Origin of the sequence: Actinoplanes italicus, assembly GCF_003001815.1 — a bacterium.
GTDB lineage: Bacteria > Actinomycetota > Actinomycetes > Mycobacteriales > Micromonosporaceae > Actinoplanes > Actinoplanes italicus.
Genome location: NZ_PVMZ01000001.1, coordinates 158536 through 184963, shown reverse-complemented (window position 1 = coordinate 184963; position 26428 = coordinate 158536). Strand labels below are relative to the sequence as shown.

At 68.7% G+C, this 26428-nt stretch carries 25 protein-coding genes and 3 tRNA genes; 19 read left to right on the top strand and 9 right to left on the bottom strand.

Going from position 1 to position 26428, the window contains the following annotated elements:
* The first annotated feature begins 28 nt into the window (after positions 1-28).
* From CLV67_RS00925 to CLV67_RS00905, 5 genes are all read left to right on the top strand, one after another.
* The gene (locus CLV67_RS00925; RefSeq protein WP_106315210.1) at positions 29-1096 is read left to right on the top strand and encodes a winged helix DNA-binding domain-containing protein; all 1068 of its coding nucleotides are present in this window, start codon (positions 29-31) and stop codon (positions 1094-1096) included.
* A gap of 204 nt (positions 1097-1300) precedes the next feature.
* Positions 1301-1891 (top strand): oligoribonuclease, encoded by a 591-nt coding sequence (gene orn, locus CLV67_RS00920; protein ID WP_106315209.1) that lies wholly within the window; start codon positions 1301-1303, stop codon positions 1889-1891.
* Positions 1892-1970: 79 nt separating this feature from the next.
* Positions 1971-2046: transfer RNA gene (locus CLV67_RS00915), tRNA-His, on the top strand.
* A gap of 205 nt (positions 2047-2251) precedes the next feature.
* The gene (locus CLV67_RS00910; RefSeq protein ID WP_170153714.1) at positions 2252-2770 is read left to right on the top strand and encodes a SigE family RNA polymerase sigma factor; all 519 of its coding nucleotides are present in this window, start codon (positions 2252-2254) and stop codon (positions 2768-2770) included.
* A complete protein-coding gene (locus CLV67_RS00905; protein WP_106315207.1) occupies positions 2763-3542 on the top strand; it encodes a hypothetical protein in 780 nt (259 codons plus the stop codon). The genes CLV67_RS00910 and CLV67_RS00905 overlap by 8 nt, the downstream gene beginning before the upstream one ends.
* Before the next feature lie 93 nt (positions 3543-3635).
* Here CLV67_RS00905 and CLV67_RS00900 read toward each other — a convergent pair whose 3' ends face one another.
* Together CLV67_RS00900 and CLV67_RS00895 are read right to left on the bottom strand one after the other, a co-directional pair.
* Positions 3636-4892: a L,D-transpeptidase gene (locus tag CLV67_RS00900; RefSeq protein ID WP_106315699.1), complete on the bottom strand. Its 1257-nt coding sequence runs from the start codon at positions 4890-4892 to the stop codon at positions 3636-3638.
* 142 nt (positions 4893-5034) lie between these two features.
* Positions 5035-6255 (bottom strand): L,D-transpeptidase, encoded by a 1221-nt coding sequence (locus tag CLV67_RS00895; protein ID WP_106315206.1) that lies wholly within the window; start codon positions 6253-6255, stop codon positions 5035-5037.
* 140 nt (positions 6256-6395) lie between these two features.
* Between CLV67_RS00895 and CLV67_RS00890 the strand changes: the two genes are divergently transcribed.
* From CLV67_RS00890 to CLV67_RS00880, 3 genes are all read left to right on the top strand, one after another.
* Positions 6396-6468 (top strand) — tRNA-Lys (locus CLV67_RS00890).
* Positions 6469-6520: 52 nt separating this feature from the next.
* Positions 6521-6593 (top strand) — tRNA-Lys (locus tag CLV67_RS00885).
* A gap of 140 nt (positions 6594-6733) precedes the next feature.
* Positions 6734-7372 (top strand): NADPH-dependent FMN reductase, encoded by a 639-nt coding sequence (locus CLV67_RS00880; protein WP_170153713.1) that lies wholly within the window; start codon positions 6734-6736, stop codon positions 7370-7372.
* On the opposite strand, the gene CLV67_RS00875 is transcribed toward CLV67_RS00880, so the two are convergent.
* Entirely contained in the window at positions 7365-8927 is a 1563-nt protein-coding gene (locus tag CLV67_RS00875) for a sulfatase family protein (protein WP_106315204.1), read from the bottom strand. The two genes, CLV67_RS00880 and CLV67_RS00875, sit on opposite strands and share 8 nt — an antisense overlap.
* A gap of 408 nt (positions 8928-9335) precedes the next feature.
* Between CLV67_RS00875 and CLV67_RS00870 the strand changes: the two genes are divergently transcribed.
* The 4 genes from CLV67_RS00870 to CLV67_RS00855 all read left to right on the top strand — a co-directional run bounded on the left by CLV67_RS00870 (position 9336) and on the right by CLV67_RS00855 (position 12841).
* Positions 9336-10526, top strand: coding sequence for a cytochrome P450 family protein (locus CLV67_RS00870; RefSeq protein ID WP_146168944.1), 1191 nt, complete (start codon positions 9336-9338; stop codon positions 10524-10526).
* A 46-nt stretch (positions 10527-10572) separates the two neighbouring features.
* Complete coding sequence (locus CLV67_RS00865) at positions 10573-11157, top strand: FIMAH domain-containing protein (protein ID WP_146168943.1); 585 nt, start codon at positions 10573-10575, stop codon at positions 11155-11157.
* A 108-nt stretch (positions 11158-11265) separates the two neighbouring features.
* The gene (locus CLV67_RS00860; RefSeq protein WP_106315202.1) at positions 11266-12087 is read left to right on the top strand and encodes a helix-turn-helix transcriptional regulator; all 822 of its coding nucleotides are present in this window, start codon (positions 11266-11268) and stop codon (positions 12085-12087) included.
* Positions 12088-12118: 31 nt separating this feature from the next.
* Positions 12119-12841, top strand: a complete 723-nt coding sequence (locus tag CLV67_RS00855) for an SDR family NAD(P)-dependent oxidoreductase (RefSeq protein WP_106315201.1) — start codon at positions 12119-12121, stop codon at positions 12839-12841.
* Positions 12842-12849: 8 nt separating this feature from the next.
* On the opposite strand, the gene CLV67_RS00850 is transcribed toward CLV67_RS00855, so the two are convergent.
* Complete coding sequence (locus CLV67_RS00850; protein ID WP_239166158.1) at positions 12850-13413, bottom strand: DUF305 domain-containing protein; 564 nt, start codon at positions 13411-13413, stop codon at positions 12850-12852.
* A 249-nt stretch (positions 13414-13662) separates the two neighbouring features.
* On the opposite strand from CLV67_RS00850, the gene CLV67_RS00845 reads away from it, so the two are divergent.
* Positions 13663-15096, top strand: a complete 1434-nt coding sequence (locus CLV67_RS00845) for an LVIVD repeat-containing protein (protein ID WP_106315199.1) — start codon at positions 13663-13665, stop codon at positions 15094-15096.
* A gap of 43 nt (positions 15097-15139) precedes the next feature.
* Here CLV67_RS00845 and CLV67_RS00840 read toward each other — a convergent pair whose 3' ends face one another.
* A complete protein-coding gene (locus tag CLV67_RS00840; RefSeq protein ID WP_106315198.1) occupies positions 15140-16954 on the bottom strand; it encodes a diguanylate cyclase domain-containing protein in 1815 nt (604 codons plus the stop codon).
* A 200-nt stretch (positions 16955-17154) separates the two neighbouring features.
* Here CLV67_RS00840 and CLV67_RS00835 point away from each other — a divergent pair, with 200 nt between their 5' ends.
* Together CLV67_RS00835 and CLV67_RS00830 are read left to right on the top strand one after the other, a co-directional pair.
* Positions 17155-17460, top strand: coding sequence for a hypothetical protein (locus CLV67_RS00835; RefSeq protein WP_106315197.1), 306 nt, complete (start codon positions 17155-17157; stop codon positions 17458-17460).
* Positions 17461-17538: 78 nt separating this feature from the next.
* Entirely contained in the window at positions 17539-18318 is a 780-nt protein-coding gene (locus CLV67_RS00830) for a hypothetical protein (RefSeq protein WP_106315196.1), read from the top strand.
* 246 nt (positions 18319-18564) lie between these two features.
* Here CLV67_RS00830 and CLV67_RS00825 read toward each other — a convergent pair whose 3' ends face one another.
* Complete coding sequence (locus CLV67_RS00825; protein ID WP_106315195.1) at positions 18565-18780, bottom strand: DUF397 domain-containing protein; 216 nt, start codon at positions 18778-18780, stop codon at positions 18565-18567.
* Between the two features lie 39 nt (positions 18781-18819).
* Positions 18820-19668, bottom strand: coding sequence for a helix-turn-helix domain-containing protein (locus CLV67_RS00820; RefSeq protein WP_106315194.1), 849 nt, complete (start codon positions 19666-19668; stop codon positions 18820-18822).
* Between the two features lie 242 nt (positions 19669-19910).
* On the opposite strand from CLV67_RS00820, the gene CLV67_RS00815 reads away from it, so the two are divergent.
* From CLV67_RS00815 to CLV67_RS00805, 3 genes are read left to right on the top strand one after another with little or no spacing between them, the layout of a single operon-like run.
* Entirely contained in the window at positions 19911-20552 is a 642-nt protein-coding gene (locus CLV67_RS00815) for a GOLPH3/VPS74 family protein (protein ID WP_170153712.1), read from the top strand.
* Positions 20549-22192, top strand: coding sequence for an APC family permease (locus CLV67_RS00810; RefSeq protein ID WP_307833856.1), 1644 nt, complete (start codon positions 20549-20551; stop codon positions 22190-22192). Before CLV67_RS00815 ends, CLV67_RS00810 begins: the two co-directional genes overlap by 4 nt.
* Complete coding sequence (locus CLV67_RS00805) at positions 22189-22803, top strand: GNAT family N-acetyltransferase (protein WP_106315191.1); 615 nt, start codon at positions 22189-22191, stop codon at positions 22801-22803. Before CLV67_RS00810 ends, CLV67_RS00805 begins: the two co-directional genes overlap by 4 nt.
* Positions 22804-22861: 58 nt before the next feature.
* Here CLV67_RS00805 and CLV67_RS00800 read toward each other — a convergent pair whose 3' ends face one another.
* Complete coding sequence (locus CLV67_RS00800) at positions 22862-23434, bottom strand: hypothetical protein (protein ID WP_106315190.1); 573 nt, start codon at positions 23432-23434, stop codon at positions 22862-22864.
* Positions 23435-23978: 544 nt separating this feature from the next.
* Here CLV67_RS00800 and CLV67_RS00795 point away from each other — a divergent pair.
* Complete coding sequence (locus CLV67_RS00795) at positions 23979-25649, top strand: cellulase family glycosylhydrolase (RefSeq protein WP_106315189.1); 1671 nt, start codon at positions 23979-23981, stop codon at positions 25647-25649.
* A 97-nt stretch (positions 25650-25746) separates the two neighbouring features.
* Here the strand turns inward: CLV67_RS00795 and CLV67_RS00790 are convergent, their stop codons facing one another.
* Positions 25747-26373, bottom strand: coding sequence for a LysE family translocator (locus CLV67_RS00790; RefSeq protein ID WP_106315188.1), 627 nt, complete (start codon positions 26371-26373; stop codon positions 25747-25749).
* Positions 26374-26428: the final 55 nt, after the last annotated feature.

Genomic DNA, 26428 nt, shown 5'->3' with positions numbered 1-26428 from the left:
GGCCGCAAAGCGCCATAGCGTGAGAGGCATGACGGTGCTCTCGACGCGTGTGCTGAATCGGACCTATCTGCGGCGGCAGCTGCTCGCCGAGCGGATCCCGCGCCCGGCGGCGGAGATCGTCGAGCATCTCGTGGCGGTGCAGGGACAGGAGTCGGACTCGCCCTACCTGGGGTTGTGGGCGCGGTCGTCGGACTTCCGCATGGAGGAGCTGACCGGCCTGCTGCACGACCGGACCGTGGTGCGCAGTGGACTGCTCCGCGGCACCCAGCATCTGAGTTCCGGCGCGGACTACCGATGGCTGCGGCCGACGCTGCAGCCGGCCCTGGAACGGATGGCGGGCCGGGCCGGGCGGCTGGGCGGGTGTGATCCGGACGCGTTCGAGAAGGCGGGGCGGGAGATCATCGCCGAGGGGGTGCTGACCCGGCCGGAGATCGCGCGTCGGCTGGCGGCGCGGTTTCCCGAGGCCGACCTCGGCGAGCTGCATTTCGTCGTACACCTCAGATTTGCTCTTCTTCATCCGCCGCCCGCCGGGACCTGGGGGCATCGCGGGAGGATCGGATGCGTTCTCGCGGAGGACTGGCTCGGCGGGCCGCTCGCCGAGGCCGACGCGGAGACGCTGGTGTTGCGCTATCTGGCGGCCTTCGGGCCGGCGTCGGTCAAGGACGTCCAGGTCTGGTCCGGTTTGACGCGTCTGGCCGCGCTGATGAAGGAGCTTCGCCCCCGGCTGCGGGTCTTCAGGGACGAGAAGGGCATCGAGTTGTACGACCTGCCGGACGCCCCGATCGACGACGAGGATCGTCCGGCGCCGGTGGTGTTCCTGCCGGAGTTCGACAACGCGGTGCTGGGTCACGCGGACCGGTCGCGGATTCTGCACCCGGACGATCGGCGCCTTGTGATGCCGGGCTGGTCGATCGTGCGCCCGACGGTCCTGGTGGACGGGTTCGCGGCGGCCACCTGGGAGCGCAAGGGAGCCCGGATCGAGATCTCGTCGTTCCGGCCGGTGGCGTCCGCGGACCGCTCGGAAGTGGAGGCGGAGGCGGCCCGGCTGATCGGTTTCGTGGCACCGGGCTCGGAGCCGGAGATCGTCTGGGCATGAATGAGCCCTCCGCGCTGCCGACACGGAGGGCCCATTACCGGGGGGAACGGAGTAACCGAAGGGGGGCTTCGTCCGTTAAGTACACTTTACCCGGCAATCGGCGAAGTGGGAAGTCAGGGCAACAAACCGGACAAACAGCACGTTGAGCGACTGCGGCACCGTACGTGCCGAACAGCGGCGTCCTGCCGGGCGTAGGCTGTCGGCGTGGCGGATCTTCTGGTGTGGATCGACTGTGAGATGACCGGTCTCGACCTGGGCAAGGACAAGCTCATCGAAGTCGCGGCTCTTGTCACCGATCCGGAGCTGAACGTGTTGGGTGAAGGCGTCGATCTGGTCATCCACGCCGATGACGAGGCGCTGGACGCCATGCCGCCGGTGGTGCGCGACATGCACGCCAAGTCCGGCCTCACCGAGGAGGTGCGCCGGTCGGCGATCACCATGGCCGAGGCGGAGGAGGCGGTCCTGGCATACATCAGGGAGTACGTGCCGAATCCGCGCACCGCACCGCTCTGCGGCAACTCGATCGCCACCGACCGCGGCTTCCTGGCCCGTGACATGCCAGCGCTCGACGCCCACCTGCACTACCGGATGATCGACGTCTCCTCGATCAAGGAGCTGTGCCGCCGGTGGTATCCGCGGGTTTACTTCGGCCAGCCGGCCAAGGGCCTGTCGCACCGCGCACTCGCCGACATCCGCGAGAGCATCCGTGAGCTGGAGTACTACCGCCGCACCATCTTCGTCCCGCAGCCCGGCCCCGACGTGGAGGCGGCCAAGGCCATCGCCGCCGAACTGTAGGTAACCCGCTCGACGGGGCCCCGGGGGCAGTCGTTATGATTGGGCAGCACCGCGGGAGTTCATTGCCCGTGATGGCATGGTGGTCGTAGCTCAGCTGGTAGAGCACCGGGTTGTGGTCCCGGGGGTCGCGGGTTCAAGTCCCGTCGATCACCCCATGCGAAAGGCTCCGTCTTCGGACGGGGCCTTTTTCGTTTGCCCAGGCGCTGCCAGGTTTTTCGTGGGCTCGCTCCCACATGCTGGAAAGCCGGAAATTTTTTCGTGGGAGCGCGCAACCTTTCGAGCCTCTCGAGCCACAGGGGAGTGGATCAAACGTCGTCCCCGGAGTCCCCTCCGTATCCCCTGACGGTCAGGAACGGTGAGTTGTCCGACCTTGGCACCGAATACGCCTTCCGGCGGTTCTTCGACGACCATCACACCGACCTGTCCCGGCTCGCCTACCTGGTGACCGGTGACTCGCAGGCCGCCGACGACCTGGCGGCCGACGCGTTCGTGGAGGTGTGGCGGCACTGGGAGCGGGTCCAGACCGCGGACAGTCCGACCGCGTACGCTCGCGGCATCGTGACGAACCTGGCCCGTCAATGGATCAAGAAGCAGACCAGGGAACGGACCGGACTGCTGCGGCTCGGCCTGTTGCGCCGCGACCGCGGTGAGAGCGACACCCCCGCGGTCCTGGACGTGCGCGCGGCCCTGCAACGGCTTCCGCAGCGGCGTCGTGAGTGCGTGATCCTGCGTTACGCGTTCGACGTGCCCGAGCGTGAGGTCGCCTCGATCCTCGGGATCTCGGTCGGCGCGGTGAAGAGTCACACCTCACGGGGCGCGGCCCAGCTGAGTGAATTCCTGCGCGGGATGCCGCTGATGATGGGAGGCCACCATGGCTGAGCGCCCCCAGCCCGATCTGGGCTCGGTGCTGCGCCACGAGGCCGAGCGGCATGTGGCGGACCGGGACGCGATGCTGACGCGGATCGTCCAGCGCCGCTCCGAGCCAGCCCGCGGCCGGTGGACCCTGACGCTGCGCCCGGTGGCGGCCGCCGCTTCGGTGGTCGCGACGCTGGTCGCCGGGTTCGCCGGGATCAGGCTGGTCGGCGACCGGCCGGAGCCGGAGCGGACGCCGGCCGCGACCGAGGGCTCGTCCGCGTCCACACCGAGCGCCACCGCCACACCGTCGCCGTCCGGCAGAACGCCCCTCGACAAGGGCGACGGCGGGGTGAGAAAACCGGATCCACCGGCCCCCGGGAACACCGCGGTCACCCCGGGCTGGCAGCCGGTCAACGGCTTCCTCAGCTCGGTGGCCGTCGTCGACGGGCACTCGGTCGGCACCTGGGCGCAGGGCAACGTGACCCTCACCGCATCGGAGACGATCAGCGCCCTCGAGGTGGTGATCAACGTGGCGAAGTCCGCAGGGGTCAAGGACGCCGGCCGATGGAGCACGGTACCGGAGACGATGATCACGTCGACGGTGACGGAGGAGAAGAACCGGCTGGTGTACCGCTTCAGCCTCAAGCAGGGCACCCTCGCGCCGGGCAGCTACGTCTTCGCCGCCCAGTACCAGCACGCCGCGGGGGAGCGTGATCCGGCCACGGACACCTACGGGGCGCTGGCCACCGCGGGAACGAGACGGGTCACGGTGACGGGCGCCTTCCCGGCTCGTTGACAGCGGCTCGTTGACGGCGGCTCGTGGACAGCGAGAAGGGCCCGGTCTCGGGATCGACCGGGCCCTTCTCGCTGTCCACGCCGGGGAGAGACGTCAGTTCAGGTAGCTGCCCTTCTTGTACTCTTCCCAGCTCATGTTCCAGTTGGTCCAGCCGTTGCCGTTCTTCAGCTTCTCCTCGGTGCCGGAGACCGTGATCACGTCGCCCATCAGGGTCCGGTTGAAGAGCCACTCGCCGAGCGCCTCGGAGACGTTGACGCACCCGTGCGAGACGTTGCGGCGACCCTGCACGCCCTCGGACCACGGTGCGGCGTGGATGAACTGACCGCTGTAGGTGATCCGCTGCGCCCAGTCGATCGGGGTCTTGTAGCCGTTCACCGGGTCCTCGTCGGTGGTGTCGAAGACGGTGTGGGCCGCCTTCTCCATCACCACCATGGTGCCGCTGGAGGACGGGGTGCTGGACTTGCCGAGGCTGACCGGGATGGTCTTGATGACCTTGCCGTCCTGCTTGACGGTCATCTTCTTGGTCTTGTTGGAGACCGTCATGATCATCTCGCGGCCGATGTTCAGGTCAACGGTCAGGTTGGACCGGCCGTACCAGCCGTCGCCCAGCTTCACGCCCTTGAGGTTGACCGCGTAGAAGACCTTCGAGTTGGCCTTCCAATACACCTTCGGCCGGTAGTGCACCTCGGTGGCGCTGATCCAGCGCCAGGTGCCCTCCTGAGCCGGAGTCGCGGTGACGACCATCCGGCGCTCGACCTCACCGCGGTACTTCTCAGGGACGGCCCGGCCGAACTTCATGATCAGTGGCATGCCGACGCCGACCTTCTGCCCGTCGGCCAGGAAGCTCGACACCCGGACCAGCTTCGACGGCTCCTTCATCGTCGTGAAGGAGCTGGTGGCGGTGTTGGTCTTGCCGTCCGCAGCGGGCGTGCTGACGTTCACGGTGTACTTCGTGTTCCAGGCCAGGCCCTCGGCCGGGCGCCACAGGTTGGCGTCCTTGTCGACCGTGCCCTTGACCTCGTCGCCCTTGGCGTTGGTGACGGTGACCTCGGTGTTCTGCGCGTCCTCGCTGGTGAACTTCACCTCGGACCACAGCTCGACACTCTTGGCGTCCGCCGCGGGGGACGTCACCGCGACGGTGCTCAGCGTGGGGTCGGGCGCCGCCGACTGCGAGTTGGTGCCGCTCTCGGGGCTGCCGCCGCCCTCCCAGGAGGCCTTGTCGCCGTCGCCCGTGCACGCGGCGGTGAACAGCAGCGTGCTCGCGAGCACCGTGGCCACGGCGAGACGCCACGGTCGCCGGCCGCGACGGCCGACCCGGGCGGGTCGCTCTGCCGACCGAATTCCATCCATCTCCATGGTCCCCTCACGGCGTCGTTCTCCCCGGCGCCCAATAGTGCTCCTAATTCAGCGTCGCACCAATCCCGGTTTCGTGCCGTGACCGGTGTAACGCCATCGATGTACCCGCCGGGGAGAACGAACACGCGTGGGCGACTCAGAGAGCGCTGCCCTCCTTGAACTTCTCCCAGCTCACGTCCCACGGCGTCCAGCCGTTGCCGTAGTCGAGCTTGTCCCCGGTGCCCTTCACCACGACGGGGTCACCGATCAGGGACTTCTCGAACACCCATCGGGCCGCCGACGGTGCCAGGTTCACGCAGCCGTGCGAGACGTTGCGGCGGCCCTGGTCGCCGACGGACCAGGGAGCGGAGTGGATGTACTGGCCACTCCAGGTCAGGCGCTGGGCGTACTGGATGTCGGTGCGGTAACCGGCGGCGCCGTCGGTGTCGGTGGTGTCGAAGACCGTCGCTGCCTTCTTCTCCATCACCACCATGTGACCGCTCGACGACGGGGTGCTCTTCTTGCCCAGGCTCACCGGGAACGTCTTGACCGTCTGGCCGTTCTGCAGGACGGTCATCTTCTTGGTCGCGTTGTCGACCCTCATCTCGAACTTGCGGCCGATCTTCACGGTCGCCGAGCGGTCCTGGTCGCCGTACCGTCCGCCGCCGGTAGGGTGACCGCCGACGCCGATCCGCACCTTGAGCGTGGTGCCGGTCTGCCAGTACTCCGCCGCACGGTAGTAGGCCTGCGTGCCGGCCGCGGTCCACGACCAGACGCCCTCCTGCGCCGGGGAGGTCTCCACGAACATCCGCTTCTGCACGGCGGCGCGGTCGGCCTTCTTGATGCCGGGGTTGAACTCGACGACCACCGGCATGGCCACGCCGTAGGTGTTGCCGTCGAAGAGGTAGAGGCCCGTGCCGGTCTCCCGGCCGGGCGCGCCCATCGTCGTGAACGACGTGCTGGCGGTGGTGCTCTGGCCGTCCGCACCGGTGGCGACGACCTTGGCGGCGTACTTCTGCTTGGTCTTGAGAGGTTTGTCCGGCACCCACGCCGACTTGTCCTCGCGCAGCTTGCCGGAGACCGCCTTGCCCTTGGCGTCGGTGAGTGTGACCGAGGTGACCTCACCGCCGCTGACCTTGACGCCGATCTCGGCGCTGACCGGCACGTCCTTCTTGTTCGCGGCCGGCGTGACGGCCAGAGTGACCGGCCCGGCCGCGGTGGTGCTCTCGGTGACCGGCGCGCCCGAGGCGCCGGGGCCGGCGCTCGCGGCCGCGGCCGGGTCGGAGAGGGTCGGCTTTTCGTCGTCGCTGCACGCGGCGAGGGGAGCGATCAGGCCAATCGCCATGATCGCCGCCAGTGAGCGGCGGAGGTCAACCATCGTGGGGGCCCCGTTCTTGAGTTCTCAGCGCAGACATACTGACGCATGTACGCAAGTCACGAACCCCCCTTGCGGTGGTATCCGGCCGATTTCAAGGATCTTCACAGGCCGTGCTACCGTTTTCCTCGTTGCACGGCAGAGCGCTGCTAGCTCAACTGGCAGAGCAGCGGACTCTTAATCCGCGGGTTGTAGGTTCGAGTCCTACGCGGCGCACTCTTCCGGCTAACGACTGATGGGCTTGTGTTAGTGTTCTGCCCGTCGAAACGCGCTGCTAGCTCAACTGGCAGAGCAGCGGACTCTTAATCCGCGGGTTGTAGGTTCGAGTCCTACGCGGCGCACAACGGTTCAAAGGCCCCACCTGATCCAGGTGGGGCCTTTGATGCTTTCTGTGACCTTTGTTACGCGGGTCGGAAACCGGCCACTCGACCACCCTTCCGGGCGTCCGGAACAGACCCCTCGGGGTCGTATCGTCGGCGACATGACCTGCGTCCTGCTGATCTCGGGGAGCACCCGGGAGGGGTCCCTGCAAACCGCGGCGCTGCGTACGGCGGCCCGGTTCGCGCCGCCGGAGATCACCACGATCCTGTACGACGGGCTGCGTGACCTTCCGGCCTTCGCCCCCGGTGAGCAGCCGCCCGGCCCGGTCGCCGACCTGCGGGCCCGGGTGGTCGAGGCCGACGCCGTCCTGTTCAGCACCCCGGAGTACGCCGGCTCCCTGCCCGGCAGCCTGAAGAACCTGCTCGACTGGCTGGTCGACGGCGGCGACCTGGACCGTAAACCGGCCGCCTGGCTCTCCGTGGTCGGCCCCGGCCGCGACGACGGCGCCCGAGCCGCACTCGAATCGGTGCTCGGCCACGGCAACGCCCGGCTGCTGCGGCCCGCCTGCATCCGGATCCCGCTGGAGATGACCGCGGTCGACGAGACCGGTGTGGTCACCGACGACCGGCTGCACGTCGCCCTGCAGGACGTGTTGCGGGCGCTGGTCCGGGCCGTCGCCGAGAGCCGCCCGCGCCCGCAGCCGACGTGGCAGGCGCACTCCAGCGTCTACCCGGTGGTGAACCGCCGGGACATGCCCGGCCAGCAGCCCGTGATCTGGCCGGGATCCGCGTTCAGCTGACCGCCCGGGACGCCTTCCAGCAGGCATCAGCTCCGACACAGGTGGCCAGAGTGCGCAACGCGGAGCGCAGCTCGGTGAGCCGTTCCTGGCTGAGTGTCCCGGCGATGTTGTTCAGCATGTACGGGTCGGCCTTGCGGTCGAAGTACTCGACGGCGCCGTCCACGTACTCGACATAGGTGAACGTCGCGGTGCGCAGCGCGTCGTAGGACGGCGGAATGCTCGCCGAGTCCTTCTGGAAGTCCGGGTCCTTCGGGTCGGTGGCCGGGTCGTGGTGCTCGATGAGCGCCGAGGTCCGCCACTCGGCCGGGACGGGCCCGGACAACAGCGGTTTGAAGCTCTGCCCATCCGACTCCTGCGGCGCGGGCAGGCCGGCCCATTCGTTGAAGGTGGGCCGCAGGTCGATGTTCTCCACCAGCAGGTCGACCTGACGCCCGGCGCCGACCCCGGCCCCGGCCACCACGAGGGGCACGTTGACGTCGGTGTCGAAGGCGGTCTGCTTGCCGGCCGGGATGGCGTACTCGCCCATGTGGTAGCCGTTGTCCGAACTGAAGACGATCACGGTCTTGTCCGCCACACCGGCCCTGGACAGGGTGGCCCGCAGCGAGCCGATCATGCGGTCGATCGCCTGCACCGACTGCGCCCGCTTGCGGTGGTCACCGTCGATCCGGTCGACCTGAACCTTCGTGAGCTTCGCGGTGGGGGCGATCCACGCCGAGTTCTTCGGCACCCGGTCGTACGCCGGGGTGCGTGGCGCCTTCAGTCCGGGGAAGAGGGCGGCGTCGCGCGGCGCCGGAGTGAACGGGTGGTGCGGCGTGTAGGTCGACACCTCGATCATGAACGGCTGCCCGGTCGCGGCCGTGGTGGCGACGAAGTCGTTCGCCTTGGCCGACAGGACGTCGGTCATGTAGTCCTTCGGCTTCGAGCCGTACTGGACGACCTTGCCGTTCTCGTTGAGCTTGTAGTCGAAGTTGCCGTAGGCGTTGCCGCCGGCGAACCACTGGTCCCAGCCCGGCGGGACGTACGGCTTGCCGGTGCCCATGGTCAGGTCGGGGAAGTACTGGTTCAGGTACTTGCCGAGGAACGCCGTCCGGTATCCCGCTGCCTGCAGATCGGTCGCGAAGGTGGACTTCTCCTGACCGCGGCTGTGGAAGAGCCGGAACCCGCCGTCCGATCCGTGGTTCTTGACGATCCCGGTGTTGTGCGGGAACTGGCCCTTGAGGATCGAGGCGCGGGACGGGCAGCAGAGGGAGTCGGTCACCGTGTAGTTGGTGAACGTCGTGCCCTCCCGCTGCAGCTTCCGCACGTTCGGCATGTACGGCACGAGGCTCATCGACAGGTCGTCGACCAGGACGAACACGATGTTCGGCCGAACGGGTGACAGCGACTCGGTGCCGGTCCCGGCGCCGGCGTCGGCGTTCGGCGGCGCGACCAGGGCCGGCGGCGAGGCACTCGTCGCGGGCCGGGCGCCGCTGCGGGGCTCGGGACTCGTGGCGCATCCGGCCGCCGTCAGCAACGACGCGACGACGGTGAGGTATCCGAGGGTGCGGAAGGACATGGCGGCGCGGTGACTCCATCTGCGAGAGAGGTTGCCAGGAGGGTAGTCGGCGGAGGTGTCCCGCGGATTCGGAGGTTGCTTTCCTCTCGCACAGATGATCATTAAGAAAGGCTGAACCGGCGCGGTCCCGCGGCCCGGACGGCGGATAGTGGACGCCTTACCGGAGGTGATCTGTACCAGTGGCCGATGCCGAACAGTCCCGGGCGTACGTCGTGATCGTCGTCGCGTCGCCGGAACCGCGACCGCGCCGCCTGCGGCGGCCGGCCGCTCGCCGCCCCCGCCTGCCGATCCGCCCGCCGCGCGCTCCCCGGGCGGTCTGCCGACGCCCGTTCTGAGTGACACGGCCCCCAGGGAGCGGTATCGACGGGTATCGTCGTAATCCGGTTCCCGGCGGCCCCGGAGGGCGTCATGACGCAGGATCTCCAGATCGATTTCACCGACCCGGCGTTCCAGAACAACCCCCATCCGGTGTACGCCAGGATGCGCCGCACCGGACCGGTCCGCCGGGTGAAGCTGCCCAGCGGCCTGCACGCCTGGCTCGTCACCCGCTACGACGACGCCCGCCGGGCGCTGGCCGACCCGCGGTTGTCCAAGTCGTTCCAGGCGGTGGGCGCGGCGAGTTCCAGTTCGTCGAGCATCACCGCGCCGATCTCCCGGCACATGCTCGCCGCCGACCCGCCGGACCACACCCGCCTGCGCCGTCTCGTCTCGGCCGCGTTCACCGCCCGGCGCATCGAGAGCCTGCGCCCGCGGATCGAGGAGATCACCACCGAGCTGCTGGACGCGCTGCAGGATGAGAAGGAGGCCGACCTGATCGACGCCTTCGCCTTCCCGCTGCCGATCCAGGTGATCTGTGAGCTGCTCGGGGTGCCGGCCGCCGACCGTGACGCCTTCCGCGAGTGGTCGAACGTGATCGTGGCCGGCGCGCTGGCCGGCGACCGGCTCGGCCCGGCGATCCAGGCGATGGTCGGTTACATCGGCACACTGCTCGCCGACCGTCGCGAGCACGGCGGCGACGACCTGCTCGCCGGGCTCATCCAGGTGCGCGAGGAGGGCGACCGCCTCTCCGCCGAGGAACTCTCCTCGATGGTGTTCCTGCTGCTCATCGCCGGTCACGAAACCACCGTCAACCTGATCGGGAACGGCGTCTGGCTCCTGCTGCGCGACCGGGAGCGCTGGGAGCGGCTGCGCGCCGACCGCACCCTGCTGCCGACCGCGATCGAGGAATTCCTGCGGTTCGAAGGCCCGGTGGAGACGTCGACGTTCCGGATCGCCACCGAGCGCCTGGAGATCGGTGGCGTCACGATCGAGGCCGGCGAGCCGGTCGTGGTCGTCCTGCTCTCCGCCAACCGCGACGAGGACCGTTTCGCGGACGCCGGTGAGCTGCGGCTGGACCGTACCGGCAACCCGCACCTGGCCTTCGGGCACGGCATCCACTACTGCCTCGGCGCCCCACTGGCCCGGCTGGAGGCGCAGATCGCCTTCACCGAGCTGCTCGACCGCTTCCCCGACCTGAGGCTGGCGGCCGACCCCGACGAGTTGCCGTGGCGGCCCGGCACCCTGCTGCGCGGGCTGTACACCCTGCCCGTCCACCTGTGAGCACGGACCCGGGACACCTCGGCCGCGGCCTGGCATGATGTCGGCCGTGCCGGAGCCTCACGATCTTCACCAGCCCACCGCCCAGATGCCGGTGGTGGAGCCGCGCGGCGTGTATCGGGCGGCCGACCACCGGCGGACCGCTCTGATCGCCGCCGGGTCGGCGGTCGTGCTGCTGGCACTGGTGGTCTGGTTGTTCACCGGCGACGACGACCCCGCTCCGGCCGCGCCCGTCGCGGCGCCCACGCCGAGCTCCGCGCCGGCCGAGGTGCCCTCGGAGGCCGCCGAGTCGTCTCCACCGGAGACCGAGCCCGAGCCCGAGGCGGCCCCGACCACCGCACCGCCTGATCGTCCGGCGCAGCCCGCCGAGCTGATCACCGGCCTGGCCGCCGTCATCGGCGTCCTGGAGGACGAGGGCGAGCTGGACGACGACGTCGCCGACGCGCTGACCCGCCGTCTGGAGCAGGCCGCCGACCGGCTCGAACGCGGCAAGGCCAAGGAGGCCGCCCGCAAGATCAAGGAGTTCGAGGACAAGCTGCGTGACCTGCGCAAGGACGACGAGCTCAGCGCCGATGCCTTCGGGCTGCTCCGCGAGGGCGCCGAGCAGATCCGGGCGGTGCTGCCGCGCGGTTGACCCCTGTCCAGGGATCGCCGGTCCCGGGATACCCGTGTCCTTCCTCCGCCCGTGCCGGCGGGCCAAGCTGGTTGCAGCAGCCGGAGACGGGGACGGGAGAGGCACGACATGGACCGGGCACAACTCGCGGACTTTCTCCGGACCCGGCGCGAGGCGCTGGGGCCGGAGGACGTCGGACTGCCGCGTGGGCCGCGGCGGCGGACCGGCGGCCTGCGCCGCGAGGAGGTGGCGGCGCTGGCCGGGATGTCGGCCGACTACTACGGGCGGATCGAGCAGCAGCGCGGGCCGCAGCCGTCCGAGCAGATGCTCGCCGCGATCGCCCGGGCGCTGCACCTGAGCCTCGCCGAACGGGACCACCTGTTCACCCTCGGCGGGCACGCGGCGCCGCAGCGGGTCTCCCGTGACGAACACATCGCCCCCGGCATGATGCGGATCGTCGACCGGCTCGGCGACACCCCCGCCGTAGTCCTCTCCCGGTACGCCGAGACGCTGCTGCAGACCATGCCGGGACGGGCCCTGCTCGGTGACGAGACCCGGTTCACCGGCCTGGCCCGCAGCGCCTGGTACCGCTGGTTCACCGACCCGGCGTCGCGTGGGCTCTACCCGGCCGAGCACCACGACCGGCAGGGCCGGATCTTCGCGGCCCAGCTGCGCGGGGTCTACGCAGGCGCGCCGGACGGCCGGGCCGGGGAGATCGTCGACGCCCTGCTGACGGCGAGCGAGGAGTTCGCCGGCATCTGGGCCGGGCACGAGATCGGCCTGGCCCACACCGGCCGCAAGACGCTGCTGCACCCCGAGCTCGGCCCGCTCGATCTGTACTGCCAGACCCTGCACGACCCGGACCAGCTCCAGACGTTGCTGGTCTTCACCGCGGTGCCCGGCTCACCGAGCCACGAGAAGCTCCAGCTGCTCGCCGCCGTCGGCGCCTGACACCACCCTTTCGACGAAGGAAGGCATCACCATGCCCAGAATCGCCCTGATCACCGGCGGGAACCGCGGACTCGGCCGGGCCGCCGCGCTGGCCCTGATCGAGAACGGCATCGAGGTGATCTACACGTACCGGAACGACCCGGGCGAGAAGATCGACGCGGTCGCGCTGCCGCTGCACGTCGGCGACCTCGGGTCGTACGACGAATTCGAGACCGCTCTGCGCCGGGTGCTCGCCGACCGGTACGACCGGACCGACCTCGACTTCCTGATCAACAACGCCGGCGTGGGCCGGGCCGGTTCCATCGCCGAGACCCCGGTCGAGGCCTTCGACGAGATGCTCGACGTGCACTTCCGCGGCGTGTTCTTCCTGACCCAGAAGCTGCTCCCGCTGATCGCCGACGGCGGCCGGATCCTCAACTTCTCCACGGGACTGGCCCGCTTCACCAGCGACGGCTACGCCGCGTACGCCTCGATGAAGGGTGCCGTCGAGGTCTTCACCAGGTACCTGGCCAAGGAGGTCGCCCCGCGTGGCATCACCGCGAACGTGGTGGCGCCCGGCCCGGTCGCCACCGAGTTCGGCGGTGGTCAGCTACGTGACGACGAGCGGGTCCGGGCACACCTCGGCGCGCTGACCGCGATGGGCCGGGTCGGCGAGCCGTCCGACGTGTCCGGTCTGATCGCGGCCCTGCTCGGACCGGGGACGGGCTGGGTCACCGGCCAGCGGATCGAGGCCTCCGGCGGCATGTTGCTCTGAGCCGCGGGTCAGCTCACCCCGAGGTCGGCCATCCGCCGGATCTCGATGTCCTGCTCGATGGCGGTCTCCTTGGCCATTTTGGCGAGCCGCTCGTCGGAGCCGCTCTTGAAGAGGTCCCTGACCATCGTGAGCGCGCCACGGTGGTGCTCGGTCATCATCGCGACGAACCGGCGGTCGAAGTCGGCTCCGCGGGCCGCGGTCAGTTCGGTGACGGCGGCGGTGGACTGCATCCCCGGCATGGTGGCGTGATCGTGGGCCGGGTCCGACTCCGGCTGCCCGCGCTCACTCAGCCAGGTTCGCAGTACCGAGATCTCCGGGCCCTGTGCCGCGGTGATGCGCCCCGCGATGTTCTTGACCCCGGCCGCAGCCGCCCGGTCGGGTGCAAGATCGGCCATGACCAGCGCCTGGGCGTGGTGGGCGATCATCATCTGGGCGTAGGTGACATCGGCCGCGTTGTACGGCGTGCCGTTCGGAGCCTGCACCTTGTCGGAGTCGGTGACGGTCGCTGATTCACCGGGTTTACCAGGCACGATGACCCGGGCCGGGGAGGAGGATGCGGACGGCGCGCTCACCGGTTCGGGATCGTCGTCCGACCGAGAGGCGATGGTTAGCCCGATGGTTCCGAGAAGGACCAATGTTGCGGCGGTCAGGGCCCATGCGCGTCGGTGTTGCATGTATTTCCTTTCCGGCAGGCGGCCCCCACGATCGGCCCGCGACAGTTATCGTAACGATCGACATCGCTATCACCGGGGGTGCGGGTGACACGACTCGCCATGCGTCACCGGTGCCGCAACAAGCCGGAAGCAGCCGGAAGGAGCTTCATGAGGCACCCTGCCCCACAAGGGCGGTTCAAGCGCCTGGCAGCCATCGGAGCGGCGGCGGTTCTGTCCACCTTCCTGATCTCCGCCCCGGCCCAGGCCGACCCGGCGGACATCCCAGGTGTGGACGAGATCCGCAGCAGCCCGAACATCAAGCTGATCAACAATGACCCGAAGTCCGGGGCGTTCGCCGCGGAGAACTCGTTCAACACCGACCTGGCATTCCAGGGCAGGTACGCCTACGCGGGCAACTACAACGGGTTCACCGTCTACGACCTCAAGAACCCGCGTGACCCGGTGGAGATCTCGCAGGTTCTCTGCCCCGGTGCGCAGAACGACGTCTCGGTCTACGGCAACCTCCTGTTCCTCGGTACCGATTCGATTCGCAGCGACAACTCCTGCAACAGTGTCGCCGTGCCGAACTCCGCCCCGGCTGAGACGCCGCGGTGGGAGGGCATCAAGATTTTCGACATCAGCGACCCGCGCAACCCGCAGTACGTCTCGGCCGTCAAGACCGACTGCGGCTCGCACACGCTGACGCTGGTGCCGGGCAAGGGCTGGGACCGTTCGGTCTACGCCTACGTCTCGTCGTACAACCTCGATGTCGTCGACCTGCCGAACTGCAAGCAGCCGCACGACAAGATCTCGATCGTCCGCGTTCCGCTGAAGAAGCCGGCCGAGGCCAAGCTCATCTCGGCTCCGGTCCTCTTCCCGGACGGCGGCTTCCCCGGTGACGCCGACAGCCGTACGACGTCCGGCTGCCACGACATCACCGCGTACCCGGAGAAGAACATCGCCGCCGGTGCCTGCATGGGCGACGGCGTTCTGATCGACATCTCGAAGCCGTACGCCCCCAAGGTGATCACCACGGTCCGGGACGCGGAGAACTTCGCGTTCTGGCACTCGGCGACGTTCAACAACGACGCCACCAAGGTGGTCTTCACCGACGAGCTCGGCGGTGGCGGTGGCGCGGAGTGCCTCCCGTCCATCGGCGCGACCAAGGGTGCGGACGCGATCTACGACATCACCGGCAAGGGCAGCAAGCGCAAGCTGGAGTTCCGCAGCTACTACAAGATCCCCCGGGAGAACGCGACGACCGAGAACTGCGTGGCCCACAACGGCTCGCTGATCCCGGTCAAGGGCCGCGACATCATGGTCCAGGCGTGGTACCAGGGCGGCATCTCGATCTGGGACTTCACCAACTCGCGCAAGCCGGTGGAGATCGCGTACTGGGAGCGTGGCCCGCTGAGCCTGGAGCGCCTGATCCTGGGTGGCTCGTGGTCGGCGTACTGGTACAACGGCTACATCTACTCCAGCGACATCCAGAAGGGCTTCGACGTCCTGGAGGTCAGCGACCGCCGCATCGACAAGGCGGAGCGGGAGCGGACGTGGCAGTTCAACGCCCAGACTCAGACGGACTACCGCAAGTTCTGGTGATCTGAGGATTCTCGGCTGACGAGCCGGTGTGACCGTCCGACGGTCACACCGGCTTCGCCGTTCTCAGGGCGCGGCGTTCCCGCTTGCGCTCGTACATGGCGGCGTCGGCGGTGCGGAGCAGGTCGTCGCCGGGCGCCCCCGCCGCGACGCCGACACTCGCGCCGACGGTGAGCAGCGCGCCCCCGATCGGCATCGGCTCGGCCACCACCACGGCGATCCGCTCAGCCAGCCGGGCGGCGGCCGTCGCCTCGGTACCCGGCAGCAGCACCGCGAACTCGTCGCCGCCCAGGCGGGCCGCCAGTTCGCCGGCGCCCAGCAGGCCGGTCAGCCGCCGGGCGACCTCCTGCAGCACCAGGTCGCCGGTGTGGTGCCCCAGCCGGTCGTTGATCTCCTTGAACCCGTCCAGGTCGATCAGCAGCATGCTGACCCGCTCGGTGGACGCCTCCAGCCGCCGGTGCAGCAGGACCCGGTTGGCGAGCCCGGTCAGCGCGTCGTGGGTGGCCTGCCGGTGCAGCTCGTCGTGCAGGGCGCGGGCCTCGGTGGCGTCGCGGGCGTTCAGCACCACACCGCCGACGTTGGGGTTGTGGCTGAGGTCGGTGATGACCAGGTCGAGCCAGCGGTACGACCCGTCCGCGTGCCGCCACCGCACCTGGGTGCCGATACCGGTGCCGGGATGGGCGGCCACCCGCTCGGCCAACTCGACGGCCACAGGCTCGTCGGCCGGGTGGGTGCGGTCGCGCAGTGACGTTCCCACCAGATCCTCGTCGCGTACCCCGAGCACCCTGAGGGCGGCCGGGCTGGCGTATTCGACGGTCCCGTCGTAGGCGATGACGAGGGTGAGGTCGGACGTGTTCTGCACCAGGGCACGGAAGCGTTCGGCCTGCCCGTCCAGCTCGGTGAGGAGCCGCTCGTTGTCGTGCAGCGCGGCGACCTGCCGGCCCAGCACCAGCGCGGTGATCACCACGGCGCCGACGGCCACGCCCCGGACCCGCAGGTCGATGTCGCCGTCGGAGAGGGAGACGACCAGCAGGATCTGGGTGGCGATCACCGCCAGGTACGGCAGCCGGCTCGACCGTCCCGCCATGCCGGCCTTCCGCTCGCCGGCGAGCCTCCACACCTGCAGCTGCTGCAGCCGGAAGGCGGCCGACGCGAGCACACAGGGCAGCAGCTGGACGACGATGGTGCCGCCGGGACTCAGGTCGCCGATCATGCCGCTCATCATCGGGGCCGCGAACGCCGTGCCGGTCACGCCCAGTGCCGCGGCGATGCCTGCCGACCGGGTGAACGGCGCCGTGCCGCTGAGGATCAGCTTGAGCAGCCCGAACGTGACCAGCAGCATGACCACGGCGGTGGCCGCGGCGCCCCAGCGGTCGGCGGCCTGCCGTCCGCTCAGGTCGGTGGCCAGCACGTAGTACCAGAGGAAGACGGCCACACCGGTGAGCACCGTGGCCGCGTCGAACCAGAGCCGCAGCCGTTGCCGTCCGGCCCCGCCGAGCGGATGCCTCAGCATCGCCCCGACGACCAGCGCCATGCCCGAGACGACGAGGCCCGTCTGCACCCCGCTGATGGTGGTCGTCGTGGGGTCGGCCAGCATCAGGACCGTCTGGTAGCCGTCGCCGGCCACACATCCGGCGGATCCGATCACCGCGGCCCACCAGAACCGGCGTCCGGCGGCCGTCATGGCCGGATGGACGGCCGTGCGCCACATGAAGTAGGTGTTGGCCGTGTCGAGGGCAGTCTGGATGGCCCAGGAGGCGGTCCGCTGCTCGCCGTGACGCAGGAACCAGGGCACCAGGAGCACTCCGACGGCGACCAGCCCCAGCAGTACGGGGTCGGTGGCCACGGATCGCTTCGGCATGATGGCTCCCGTCGGCGACAGCTCCGGATGGCTTCCGGGTCGGTACAGCCCATCGGCCGTCGTCGGTCGGAGGTGAGTGATCCGTTCCGGTCAGGAGAACTTTAGATCAGGCGTAATACTGATAAAACATGACAGAGCGGTCCGATGATTGACGGCGCGGCGAAACGGACTTCAGGTGCGATCCGGGTACGTTCGGTGACATGACGACGACGCGGCGCGGTGTGCTGCTGCGGTCGTTGCCGGTGCTGTTCGCACTGTTCCTGGCGCTTTTCTCGCCGCATCAGGCCGTGGTGGCCGCTCCACCCGCCCCCGGCCCCGTGACGGTCTCCGCGTCGCGGGCTGAGCGCGTAGCCCGTACCGCAGAAGCGACGCCTGCCGAGACCCCCGCCGAACCGGTGGCGGAACCGCCCGCCGCAACCACCCCCGTCGCCGACCGTGCCTCCGCGCTGACCAGCCGCGCCACCGCCGGCGCCGCGGGTTCCCGCGCTCCTCCGCTCGCCGCCTGAGATCCCACGGACGGCCGATCCGGCCGGTCCGGGGCGACGCCTGCCCGGTGTGAGACCTTGCGAGCGGACGGACCTGCCATGAACATCCTCGCCGAAATGCTGTTGAACGAGCCTGCCCCGATGGCCATCTGGGCCGCGTTGATGCTGCTCACCCTGCCCGCGCTGGTCGTCCTGGCGAACCCGGAGGGCGTGCGCAACCCGCGGCTGGCACTGCTCGAGACGGCGAACTTCGTGCGCCGGTACCGGGAGCGGCGGGAGGCCCGGCGGGCCCGGTGGCGGGCGGAGGTGGCGCGGACGGCGCGGTACGCGCAGGAGGTGCGGGTCGCGGCCACGCGGGCGGCCGGGGCGGTCGAACGCTGGCAGCGCCACTGGCAGGCGACCGCTGACCGGGTGGACGCGGCCGGGGCGGTCTGGCGGGAGGCCGACGCGCGCTGGACGCGCAGCCGGGCGGCGGCGGCCTTCGGTGCGCCGTGGACCCCTCAGGACCCGGCGGAGTACGCGTCCCGTGAGCGCTTCCTGCACGAGCGGGTACGGGCGGCGGTGTCCCGCAACGAGCTGCCGGTGAGCGCGCTCGCGGACGTCCTGGCCGGTCGCGCCGGGTGGGATGCCCGGCTGCACCCGGTGGAGCAGGAGCTGGTGGTGCATCGGGCCGTGGCGGAGCATCTGGAGCGGGTGTACCGGGCCGCGATCGCCGCCGAGCGTGCCGCCTGGCACGACGTGCAGCTCGCCCGCCGGGGTCGCGACAGTCTGCGGCGTGAGGCGGCGCTCGCCGAATCCCGTGCTTCGTCGCGCACGGTGACCGACCTCGATGCGGACCGTGCGGTGCGGCTGGCCGATCTTCATCATGGCCGCGCGTAATCTGCCGGGCACCCTCGGAAACGATCGTCACCAACCGTTCAAGGTCCGCTGCGTAAATCGAAGAAAATGAACGGGAGAGCGTTTCCTGTTCGCATTAGCGCGTGATGGCCCGGTCGCACTCGGCGACCGGGCCGGCCCGTGTCATGGCGTCCCGCTGCCGGGCCGCCATGACACCCTCCGGGTGCACATTGTGAAAGTCGAGCCTCGGTTCAGCTCTTCCATCGGTGCGCACCTATCGGTAGGCTCTCACGAAACGATGTCGAATTCGCCGTCCTTGGCAGAGTCCACGAAGGCGGTCCACTCCGCCGATGTGAACATGAGGGCTGGACCAGTTCGGTCCTTGCTGTCACGGACGGCAATTCCCTGATCGAGGAATGCCACCTCGACGCAGTTGTTGCCGCCGCTGCCGTTGCTACGGCTGCCCTTCTTCCAGACGGCACCATCGATCTGGTGCGCGCGCAACTCAAGCACCTCCCTTTTCCTGAATGTTCTTCGGGAGTGCTAAGCGACGAGCAGACTCTCGATCATCTTTATGGTCGTGCGATGGTCGAGCGCCTTGGCGCTCAATCGCTCGAACTCCTGCCTATACGAGTCAACCATGTCTGGCTGCTCCTCGTACAAGTCTCCCGCAAGGCCTTCCATATAAACAACATCCATATGGGTGGTCTCTCGGAACTCCAAAAGGGTGGCAGGACCGCTGAGGAACAGGTGCTCGCCGGCCGTGAACGGCAGAATTCTCAAGAATACGTTCGGCAATTTCGATACTTCGATCAAATGCTTGAGTTGTTCCGCCATGACATCTTCGCCGCCGATTACCCGGCGCACCACGGATTCATCGATGAATGCGGAGAACTCCAGCGGGCGCTCACTGCGCAGCCGGCCCTGCCGGGTCAGGCGCAGGTTGATTCGCCGCTCGATGTGTTCCTGAGGATCGTCGGGCCGTCCGCTTCTCATCAGTGACCGCATGTAGGCGGCGGTCTGCAGCAGGCCGGGCACGATCACCGGCTCCCAGGTGCGCACCGCCGAGGCCGCGGCCTCCAGGCCGACGAAGTTCCCCGGGCGCATGATGTCGCGATAGTCGGTCCACCAGGTGCGCTCCCGCGACATCCGGGCCAGCTCGACCAGGGCCTCGCGATAGCCCTGATCGCGCACGTTGTAGAGCGTGAGCAGGTCACGGACGTCCCGCGGGGTGACCGCGACCCGCGCGGTCTCGATGCGGGTGACCTTGGCCGAGTGCCACTCGAAATGGCGGGACACGTCCTGCTGGGTGAGGCCGGCCGATTCCCGGCATCGTTTGAGCTCCGCGCCGAGCCGGCGGCGTCGCAGCGTCGGACCCTCGATATCGGACACTCGGACTCCCTACGGTCCTGATGATGTCGATACTACGACCGCTCCCTCATGATCCGGTCCGCCCCATTCATGATCGCTTTTACGGGAGATCAATAAACAGCGAGGACTGAATAAGAAGTCTAGTACTTCTTGTATTGACCTTGGTGTTGGGTACATGATGCTGCGGACATCGAGTTCTGTCTTGTTTCCTACATACATAGGTAAAAGATCATTGGAACTTGCGTCTAAGGGGCGTGGACGGAGTGTTGGCTGACCAGTATTACCTGATCGCACACGAGGACCGGACCGGGCGGTCCCGGCTGCATCCTCGTGCGACCGGCCTGGGGCTGGCTGCCGCATTACTCGCGGAGTTGGTTCTCGAAGGTCGTATCGGCGTCAATGACGGAGACCTACTCGTACTGGATCGGCGTCCGACCCGCGACGCACTCAACCACGACATCCTCGACCTGCTCAACGCCCAGCCACAGCACCGCGACATCCGCACCTGGCTGGCCTTCCTCTCGCAGGACTCGGCACTGCGGGTGGCGGAGCGGCTCATGCGGGTCGGCGCCGTCGAGCTGGTGACCAGGCGCCGGATGCTCGGCACCACACAGACCCTCTACATGCCCAACACCGCACGGCAGCGCAACGCCGCGGCCTGGGCCTCCACCCGCGTGGCGAACATGCTGGTCCGCGGGATGGACCTGAACGTCGGTGACCGGATGCTCGTCGGTCTCGTGGTGGCGACCGGCCTCACCCGTCACGTCATGTACGGATTCGAGGACTACCCGCACATCTACCACGCCCTGCCCAGCATGATCGCCTCCCTGCCCGGCGATCTCCGCGAACTCGTCGAGTGCACCGAAGCGCTCGTCGGATCCGCTCTAGCGGTCGGCCGCCGGTGAGCCGAGGACGCCACCAGCGCCGCCGGGACAACGTCGACCGCTGGGCCGGGACGATGTTGATGGAGCTCAACCGGGAGGCCGCCGCCAAGCGTGGCGCCTCCGGGTCGGACATCATCAGCCAGGCGCTGGCCAGCAACCGGCTCGGCGTGCCGTCGGTGGTCTTCTTCGCCGTCGCCGGAGCCGCCCCGCTCACGGTCATCATCGGGGCCGTCACGACGGTCTACGCGGTGGTCGGCAACACGGCGCTGCCGCTGGTCTATCTCGTCGTCGCGGCCATTCTGTCGATCTTCACGGTCGGCTTCGTGGCGATGAGCCGGCACATCGTCAACTCCGGGGCGTTCTACTCGTACATCAGCCATGGTCTCGGAAGAGAACTCGGCGTCGCGGCGGCCTTCGTCGCCCTGCCGGCCTACGCGCTGATGCAGATCGGCCTTTTCGGACTGTTCGGCGTGGTGGCATCGAGCATCCTCGCCGGAATGGGACTGGTCGTGCCATGGGTGATCTGTGCGCTGGTCGCCTGGGGTCTGATCGCGATCCTCGGCATGCTGTGGGTGGACCTCAGCGGCAAGGTCCTCGGCGTCCTGCTGATCGCCGAGATCGCCGTCGTCCTGATCTACGACCTGGTGATGGTCGCGAACCCGCGGGACGGCGAGGTCAGCGTCGCCACCCTCAACCCGGCGCAGCTGCTCACACCCGAGGTCGTCGCGATGATGGTGATCGCGATCGGTGGGTTCGCCGGGTTCGAGGCGACGGTGGTGCTCTCCGAGGAGGCCAAGGACCCGAAACGGACCATCTCCCGCGCCACCCACATCTCGGTGCTGGTCGCCGGACTCATGTGCGCGGTGTCGGCCTGGGCCATGTCGGTCGGCGCCGGTCCGGGACGGATCGTGGCCGACGCCCAGCGTGAGGAGACGAACCTGGTCTTCAGCCTGGTCGGCCCACACGTGCCGGACGTCATGATCACCATCGGCTACCTGCTCTTCATGACCAGTATCTTCGCGGCGCTGCTGGCCTTCCATGCGGCGGTCTCCCGCTACCAGTTCGCCCTCGGCCGCGAGCGGATGCTGCCCAGCCGGTGGGGCTACACCCACCCGCGCACCGGCGCGCCGGTGGTCGGCTCGATCACCCAGAGTGTGCTGGCGTTCGTCGCGATCCTGGCGTACTGGTTCACCGGAGCGGATCCGCTGGTGGAACTCTTCGGCTACCTCACCGTGGTCGGTGGCCTCGGCGTACTGATCCTGATGTGGGGCACGTCGGCCGCGGTCATCGCGTTCTTCGTGCAACACCCGCGCCTGGAGAACGTCTGGCGTGGCCGGGTCACCCCGATCATCGCGTTCTTCCTGCTCAGCATCATCCTGTTCGCCACCGTGGTGGGCCTGGGCGACATCCTCGGACTGTCGCCGGACTCCATCTTCAACTGGGCCTTCGCGGCCGGGTACGCGGTCCTGGCGCTGCTCGGCGCCGGCTGGGCGGCGATCGTCCGGTTCACCAAGCCCGACGTGTACGCGGTGATCGGCCGCGGTGTGGAGCGACGGACCGTCTTCGAGTTCCCGGAGCCGCCCCGGCCGCACTCACACGCGATGGCGTTCCAGAGCGAGCAATATTCGACGACCACCAGCTCAGGTAGGGAATCCCGATGACGTACGCCATTCAGGAACTCGTGATCCGCCATGTGTCGCCGTTCGACACCGAGGAGATCACCGACCTCGTGGCCGACGCGATGTGGGACGGTCCAGTGGCCCGATGGCTGCACCCGGACGCTTCCGAACGCCGGCGTCTGTCGCCCGGCTACTTCGAGATCTTCGTGGAGTACGCCCTGCAGTACGGCGAGGTCTACAGCACCGCCGACGCGGACGACGGCCGGATGTGCGGGGTCGCCCTCTGGTTCCCGCTCACCGCGATGATCCCGCCGCCGCGCGACTACGAGCGCCGCGTCAAGGAGGTCACCGAGTCGGCCTTCGACCGGGTGCAGCAACTCGACGCGGCGCTCGAGGCGGAACATCCGCTGGAGCCCCACCACTACCTGGCGTTCCTGGCGGTCCGTCCGGGCCGGCAGAACGAGGGGATCGGCAGCGCGCTGCTCGACCGCCACCACTCGCGCCTGGACCGGGCCGGGCTGCCGGCCTACCTGGAGGCGAACGACCCGCGTAACCGCGACCTCTACCTCCGGCACGGATACCGGGTCCGGTCCGTGATCGACCTACCCGACGGGCCGCCGCTGTGGTCGATGTGGAGGGCGCCTATGGCTTGACCGACTGCACCGAGCGAGGCGAGGGCAAGCCCGATCGGCACAATGGCCAAGTCCAGGATCAGGCGGCAACCCGAAGCGGGACGGCGGGCGGGAACTCGTAGATCCAGAACGACTGCTGGTCAAGGCACTCGGCGCGCACCGCGCCACCCGACAACCTGCGCAGCATCAGCTGGACCACCCTGCCGAAGTTGTGCTCGTCGTCGTTGTACCGGCAGTAGTCGATCCCGATCATCCCGTTGCGGGCGGCGGCCGTCTGCTGCATGGCAGTCACGAGTTCGGAGAAGGCCCGGGTGTCGCGCGCCTCGATGCCGACCGCGGCGAAGCCGACGTACCAGATGCGCTTCTGGTGATACATCTCCGGCCAGCGGCGCTCGAAGTACTCGGGTGCGATCAGCGGAACCGCGTAGAGGTCGTTGGTGAACGTGGACAGTCCACAGAGCTCGCCGTCGTCATTGAGGCAGAGGTACTTGTCGACCCTCGGGTCACGCATCACCTCTTCGAACTCAGACCGGTACATCAGGTGACGTTGCACGGCGAGGGAGCGGAGGTCGCGGAACGCGCCTTCATACAGTTCCCAGGCTGCCTTGTGCATCTCATCGTCGGTGATCTGGTCGATGATCTTGACAAGCATGGCTGCTCCCCGCTTCATCGTACTCAAGGCGATCGATGATGTTGGGCTTTAGAGTACGAAGATTCTTGACGCCGCGACAATATGCAGTCGCGGAAATTGTGTGCCAATCCTGATTGGAGGCTGCCGTTCGAACCTACTTGCATGCAACTTGCGTAGTTGCAGCTAGAGGGCCGTGTCCCACCCGATCGAACCCTTGTCGCAACATTTCGCCGGAGGCTTGGAAACGGTTTGCTTGAAGCGCATGATTCGGTGAGTCAGCCTTTTTGTAGAAGGCACCGAGTACTAGCCTTCGTGCGCTGGGCTCCGTGTATTCGCCTTTCTGCGAAATGGCAGATACGCGATGAAGGACACCCTTCGACGACGCAGCGGGTGGTCGGCGCGGCCGCATGGGACGGGTCGTCCCGGCGGGAAGCGCATCCCCCTGCTCGCCGGGCGGCCCGTTCATCGATTGACATAGTTTGACGTCCATACATAGTCTGCCGAGATCAGATGGGGAGCGCTCCCAACTCGCCACCCCCAACCGCGTGTCCTCCCTAGGAGCGTCATGTCGCGACTACTCGGCAGGTTGCTCGTCCTCGGCCTGCTCGCCGCCGGCCTGTCCGTGGCCGGGCCGGCCGCCGCCCGCGAACCCGTCCGCACGCCCGCGCAGGCTGTCGCCGCCATGCAGCCGGGCTGGAACCTGGGCAACACCCTCGACGCCACCGGTGCCGACGAGACATCGTGGGGCAACCCGCGCGTCACCCGCGAACTGCTGGCCGGCATCCGGGACCAGGGCTTCAACAGCATTCGTGTCCCCGTGACCTGGGGGCAGCACCAGTCCGCCGACCACACCATCGACCCCGCCTACCTGGCCCGCGTCCAGGAGGTCGTCGACTGGGCACTGGACGAGGGCTTCTACGTGATGATCAACATTCATCACGACTCGTGGCAGTGGATCAACACGATGCCCACCGACCACGACAACGTGCTGGCCCGCTACAACGCTGTATGGACCCAGGTGGCCGCCGCCTTCCGCGACGCCTCACCACGCCTCGTCCTGGAGAGCGTCAACGAACCCCAGTTCGCCGGCAGCTCCGGCGACGCCGAGAACTACGCTCTACTCGCCGAGCTCAACGCGTCCTTCCACCGGATCGTGCGCGGCACCGGAGGCGGCAACGCCCAGCGGCTGCTCGTCCTGCCGACCCTGCACACCAACGCCGACCAGGGCCGCCTCGACGCCCTCAACGCCGAGTTCGCGGCGTTGAACGACCCCAACCTGATCGCGACCGTGCACTACTACGGGTACTGGCCGTTCAGCGTCAACGTGGCCGGCGGCTACCGGTTCGACGCGACCGCACAGGCCGACCTCATGGGCACCTTCCAGCGGCTGCGCGACTCCCTGATCAGCAAGGGCATTCCGGTCATCCTCGGCGAATACGGCCTGCTCGGCTTCGACCGGCACACCGGGACCATCGAGCAGGGCGAGAAGCTCAAGTTCTTCGAGCTCTTCGGGCACCAGGCCCGGATCAGCAAAGTCACCACGATGCTCTGGGACAACGGCCAACACTTCGACCGTACGGCCGGGGTGTGGCGTGACACCGAACTGTTCGGCCAGATCTCGTCCAGCTGGCGCACCCGCTCCGGCACGGCGGCGAGCGACCTGCTGTTCGTCCCGCGGGCCGCGCCGGTCACCGCGCAGACCATCACCGTCAACCCCAACGGCACGGGCTTCACCCACGTCCGGCTCGGGAACACCACGCTTCGCCGGGGGCCCGACTACCAGGTGTCCGGCGATCAACTCACCCTCACCGCGGGGTTGCTGACGCGACTGACCAAATCCGGCGGGTACGGGGTGAAGGCGTCCCTGACACTGCGGTTCTCGCGGGGCGTACCGTGGCGGCTCGATGTCGTCTCGTATGACGTGCCGCGACTCTCCGCCGCCACCGGGACCACCGCGGCGTTCGCCGTGCCGACCGCCTTCAACGGTGACCGGCTCGCCACGCTGAAGGCCACCTACGCCGACGGCAGCAACGCCGGTCCGCACAACTGGACCCCGTTCAAGGAGTTCGACAGGGCCTTCGCCCCCGACTACGACGCCGGTGCCATCAAGCTGACGCCGGAGTTCTTCGCCGAGGTCAGCGACGGTACCCCGGTGAACCTGGAGTTCGTCTTCTGGAGCGGCGCGACCGTCACCTACCAGGTGACCCGCACCGGAGCCGCCGTCACCGGCGCATGAGCAGCCGGGCGGCGGAATGGTAGGGCCACCGTCCCGCCGCCCGGCACCCCCGGCCGTGCAGCACCGCTGTCTCACACGCGTTGCCGCACAGCCGGCGTCAGGAGGCGGCGAGGCGCACGCCCAGGACGATAAGGACGGCGCCGGTCACAGCGTCCAGCGAGCGGCGCACGACCGGCCGGGACAGCAGACGACGCAGAGTGGCCACCAGGTTCGCCACCACGGTGAACCAGGCGACCGTCACGGCGACGGCCACGACCGAGAGCAGCAGCACGTCGGCCGGCGAGCCGTCCACCGGCGCGAACTGTGGCAGCACCGCCACGAAGAAGACGCCACACTTCGGATTCAGCACATTGGTCAGCAGGCCGTCACGGAACGACACCCAGGGGCGGGTCACGGCACGCCCCGTCTCCGGCTGGTCCGGGCCACCGCCGCCACGACGGGCGGCGAGAAGTGCGGTCACCCCCAGCCACAGCAGGTACGCCGCACCGGCGAGCTTGACCACGGTGAACGCCACAGCCGACGCGGCAAGCAGTGCCGCCACCCCCATCGCGGCCGCCACCGACCAGACGAACACCCCGGCCGCCACACCTGCCGCCGCGAGCATGCCGTGCAATCGGCCGGCGACCACCGATCGCCGCACCACGACGGCGAAGTCCGGGCCGGGCGAGGCCGCTGCCAGCCCGATCACCCCGGCGAACGCCAGCACCTGTCCTACGTCGCTCATGCCTCGATCCTCATCGACCGAACCCTGCTGCGTCGCCCCTCGGGACGGTCTTGTG

Bases quoted from the DNA above. Each gene is read 5' to 3' on its own strand.
- CLV67_RS00925 (WP_106315210.1), top strand. From the start codon at position 29: ATGACGGTGCTCTCGACGCGTGTGCTGAATCGGACCTATCTGCGGCGG.
- CLV67_RS00905 (WP_106315207.1), top strand. From the start codon at position 2,763: ATGGCTGAGCGCCCCCAGCCCGATCTGGGCTCGGTGCTGCGCCACGAG.
- CLV67_RS00900 (WP_106315699.1), bottom strand. From the start codon at position 4,892: ATGGATGGAATTCGGTCGGCAGAGCGACCCGCCCGGGTCGGCCGTCGC.
- CLV67_RS00895 (WP_106315206.1), bottom strand. From the start codon at position 6,255: ATGGTTGACCTCCGCCGCTCACTGGCGGCGATCATGGCGATTGGCCTG.
- CLV67_RS00880 (WP_170153713.1), top strand. From the start codon at position 6,734: ATGACCTGCGTCCTGCTGATCTCGGGGAGCACCCGGGAGGGGTCCCTG.
- CLV67_RS00875 (WP_106315204.1), bottom strand. From the start codon at position 8,927: ATGTCCTTCCGCACCCTCGGATACCTCACCGTCGTCGCGTCGTTGCTG.
- CLV67_RS00870 (WP_146168944.1), top strand. From the start codon at position 9,336: ATGACGCAGGATCTCCAGATCGATTTCACCGACCCGGCGTTCCAGAAC.
- CLV67_RS00860 (WP_106315202.1), top strand. From the start codon at position 11,266: ATGGACCGGGCACAACTCGCGGACTTTCTCCGGACCCGGCGCGAGGCG.
- CLV67_RS00855 (WP_106315201.1), top strand. From the start codon at position 12,119: ATGCCCAGAATCGCCCTGATCACCGGCGGGAACCGCGGACTCGGCCGG.
- CLV67_RS00845 (WP_106315199.1), top strand. From the start codon at position 13,663: ATGAGGCACCCTGCCCCACAAGGGCGGTTCAAGCGCCTGGCAGCCATC.
- CLV67_RS00840 (WP_106315198.1), bottom strand. From the start codon at position 16,954: ATGCCGAAGCGATCCGTGGCCACCGACCCCGTACTGCTGGGGCTGGTC.
- CLV67_RS00835 (WP_106315197.1), top strand. From the start codon at position 17,155: ATGACGACGACGCGGCGCGGTGTGCTGCTGCGGTCGTTGCCGGTGCTG.
- CLV67_RS00830 (WP_106315196.1), top strand. From the start codon at position 17,539: ATGAACATCCTCGCCGAAATGCTGTTGAACGAGCCTGCCCCGATGGCC.
- CLV67_RS00805 (WP_106315191.1), top strand. From the start codon at position 22,189: ATGACGTACGCCATTCAGGAACTCGTGATCCGCCATGTGTCGCCGTTC.
- CLV67_RS00800 (WP_106315190.1), bottom strand. From the start codon at position 23,434: ATGCTTGTCAAGATCATCGACCAGATCACCGACGATGAGATGCACAAG.
- CLV67_RS00795 (WP_106315189.1), top strand. From the start codon at position 23,979: ATGTCGCGACTACTCGGCAGGTTGCTCGTCCTCGGCCTGCTCGCCGCC.
- CLV67_RS00790 (WP_106315188.1), bottom strand. From the start codon at position 26,373: ATGAGCGACGTAGGACAGGTGCTGGCGTTCGCCGGGGTGATCGGGCTG.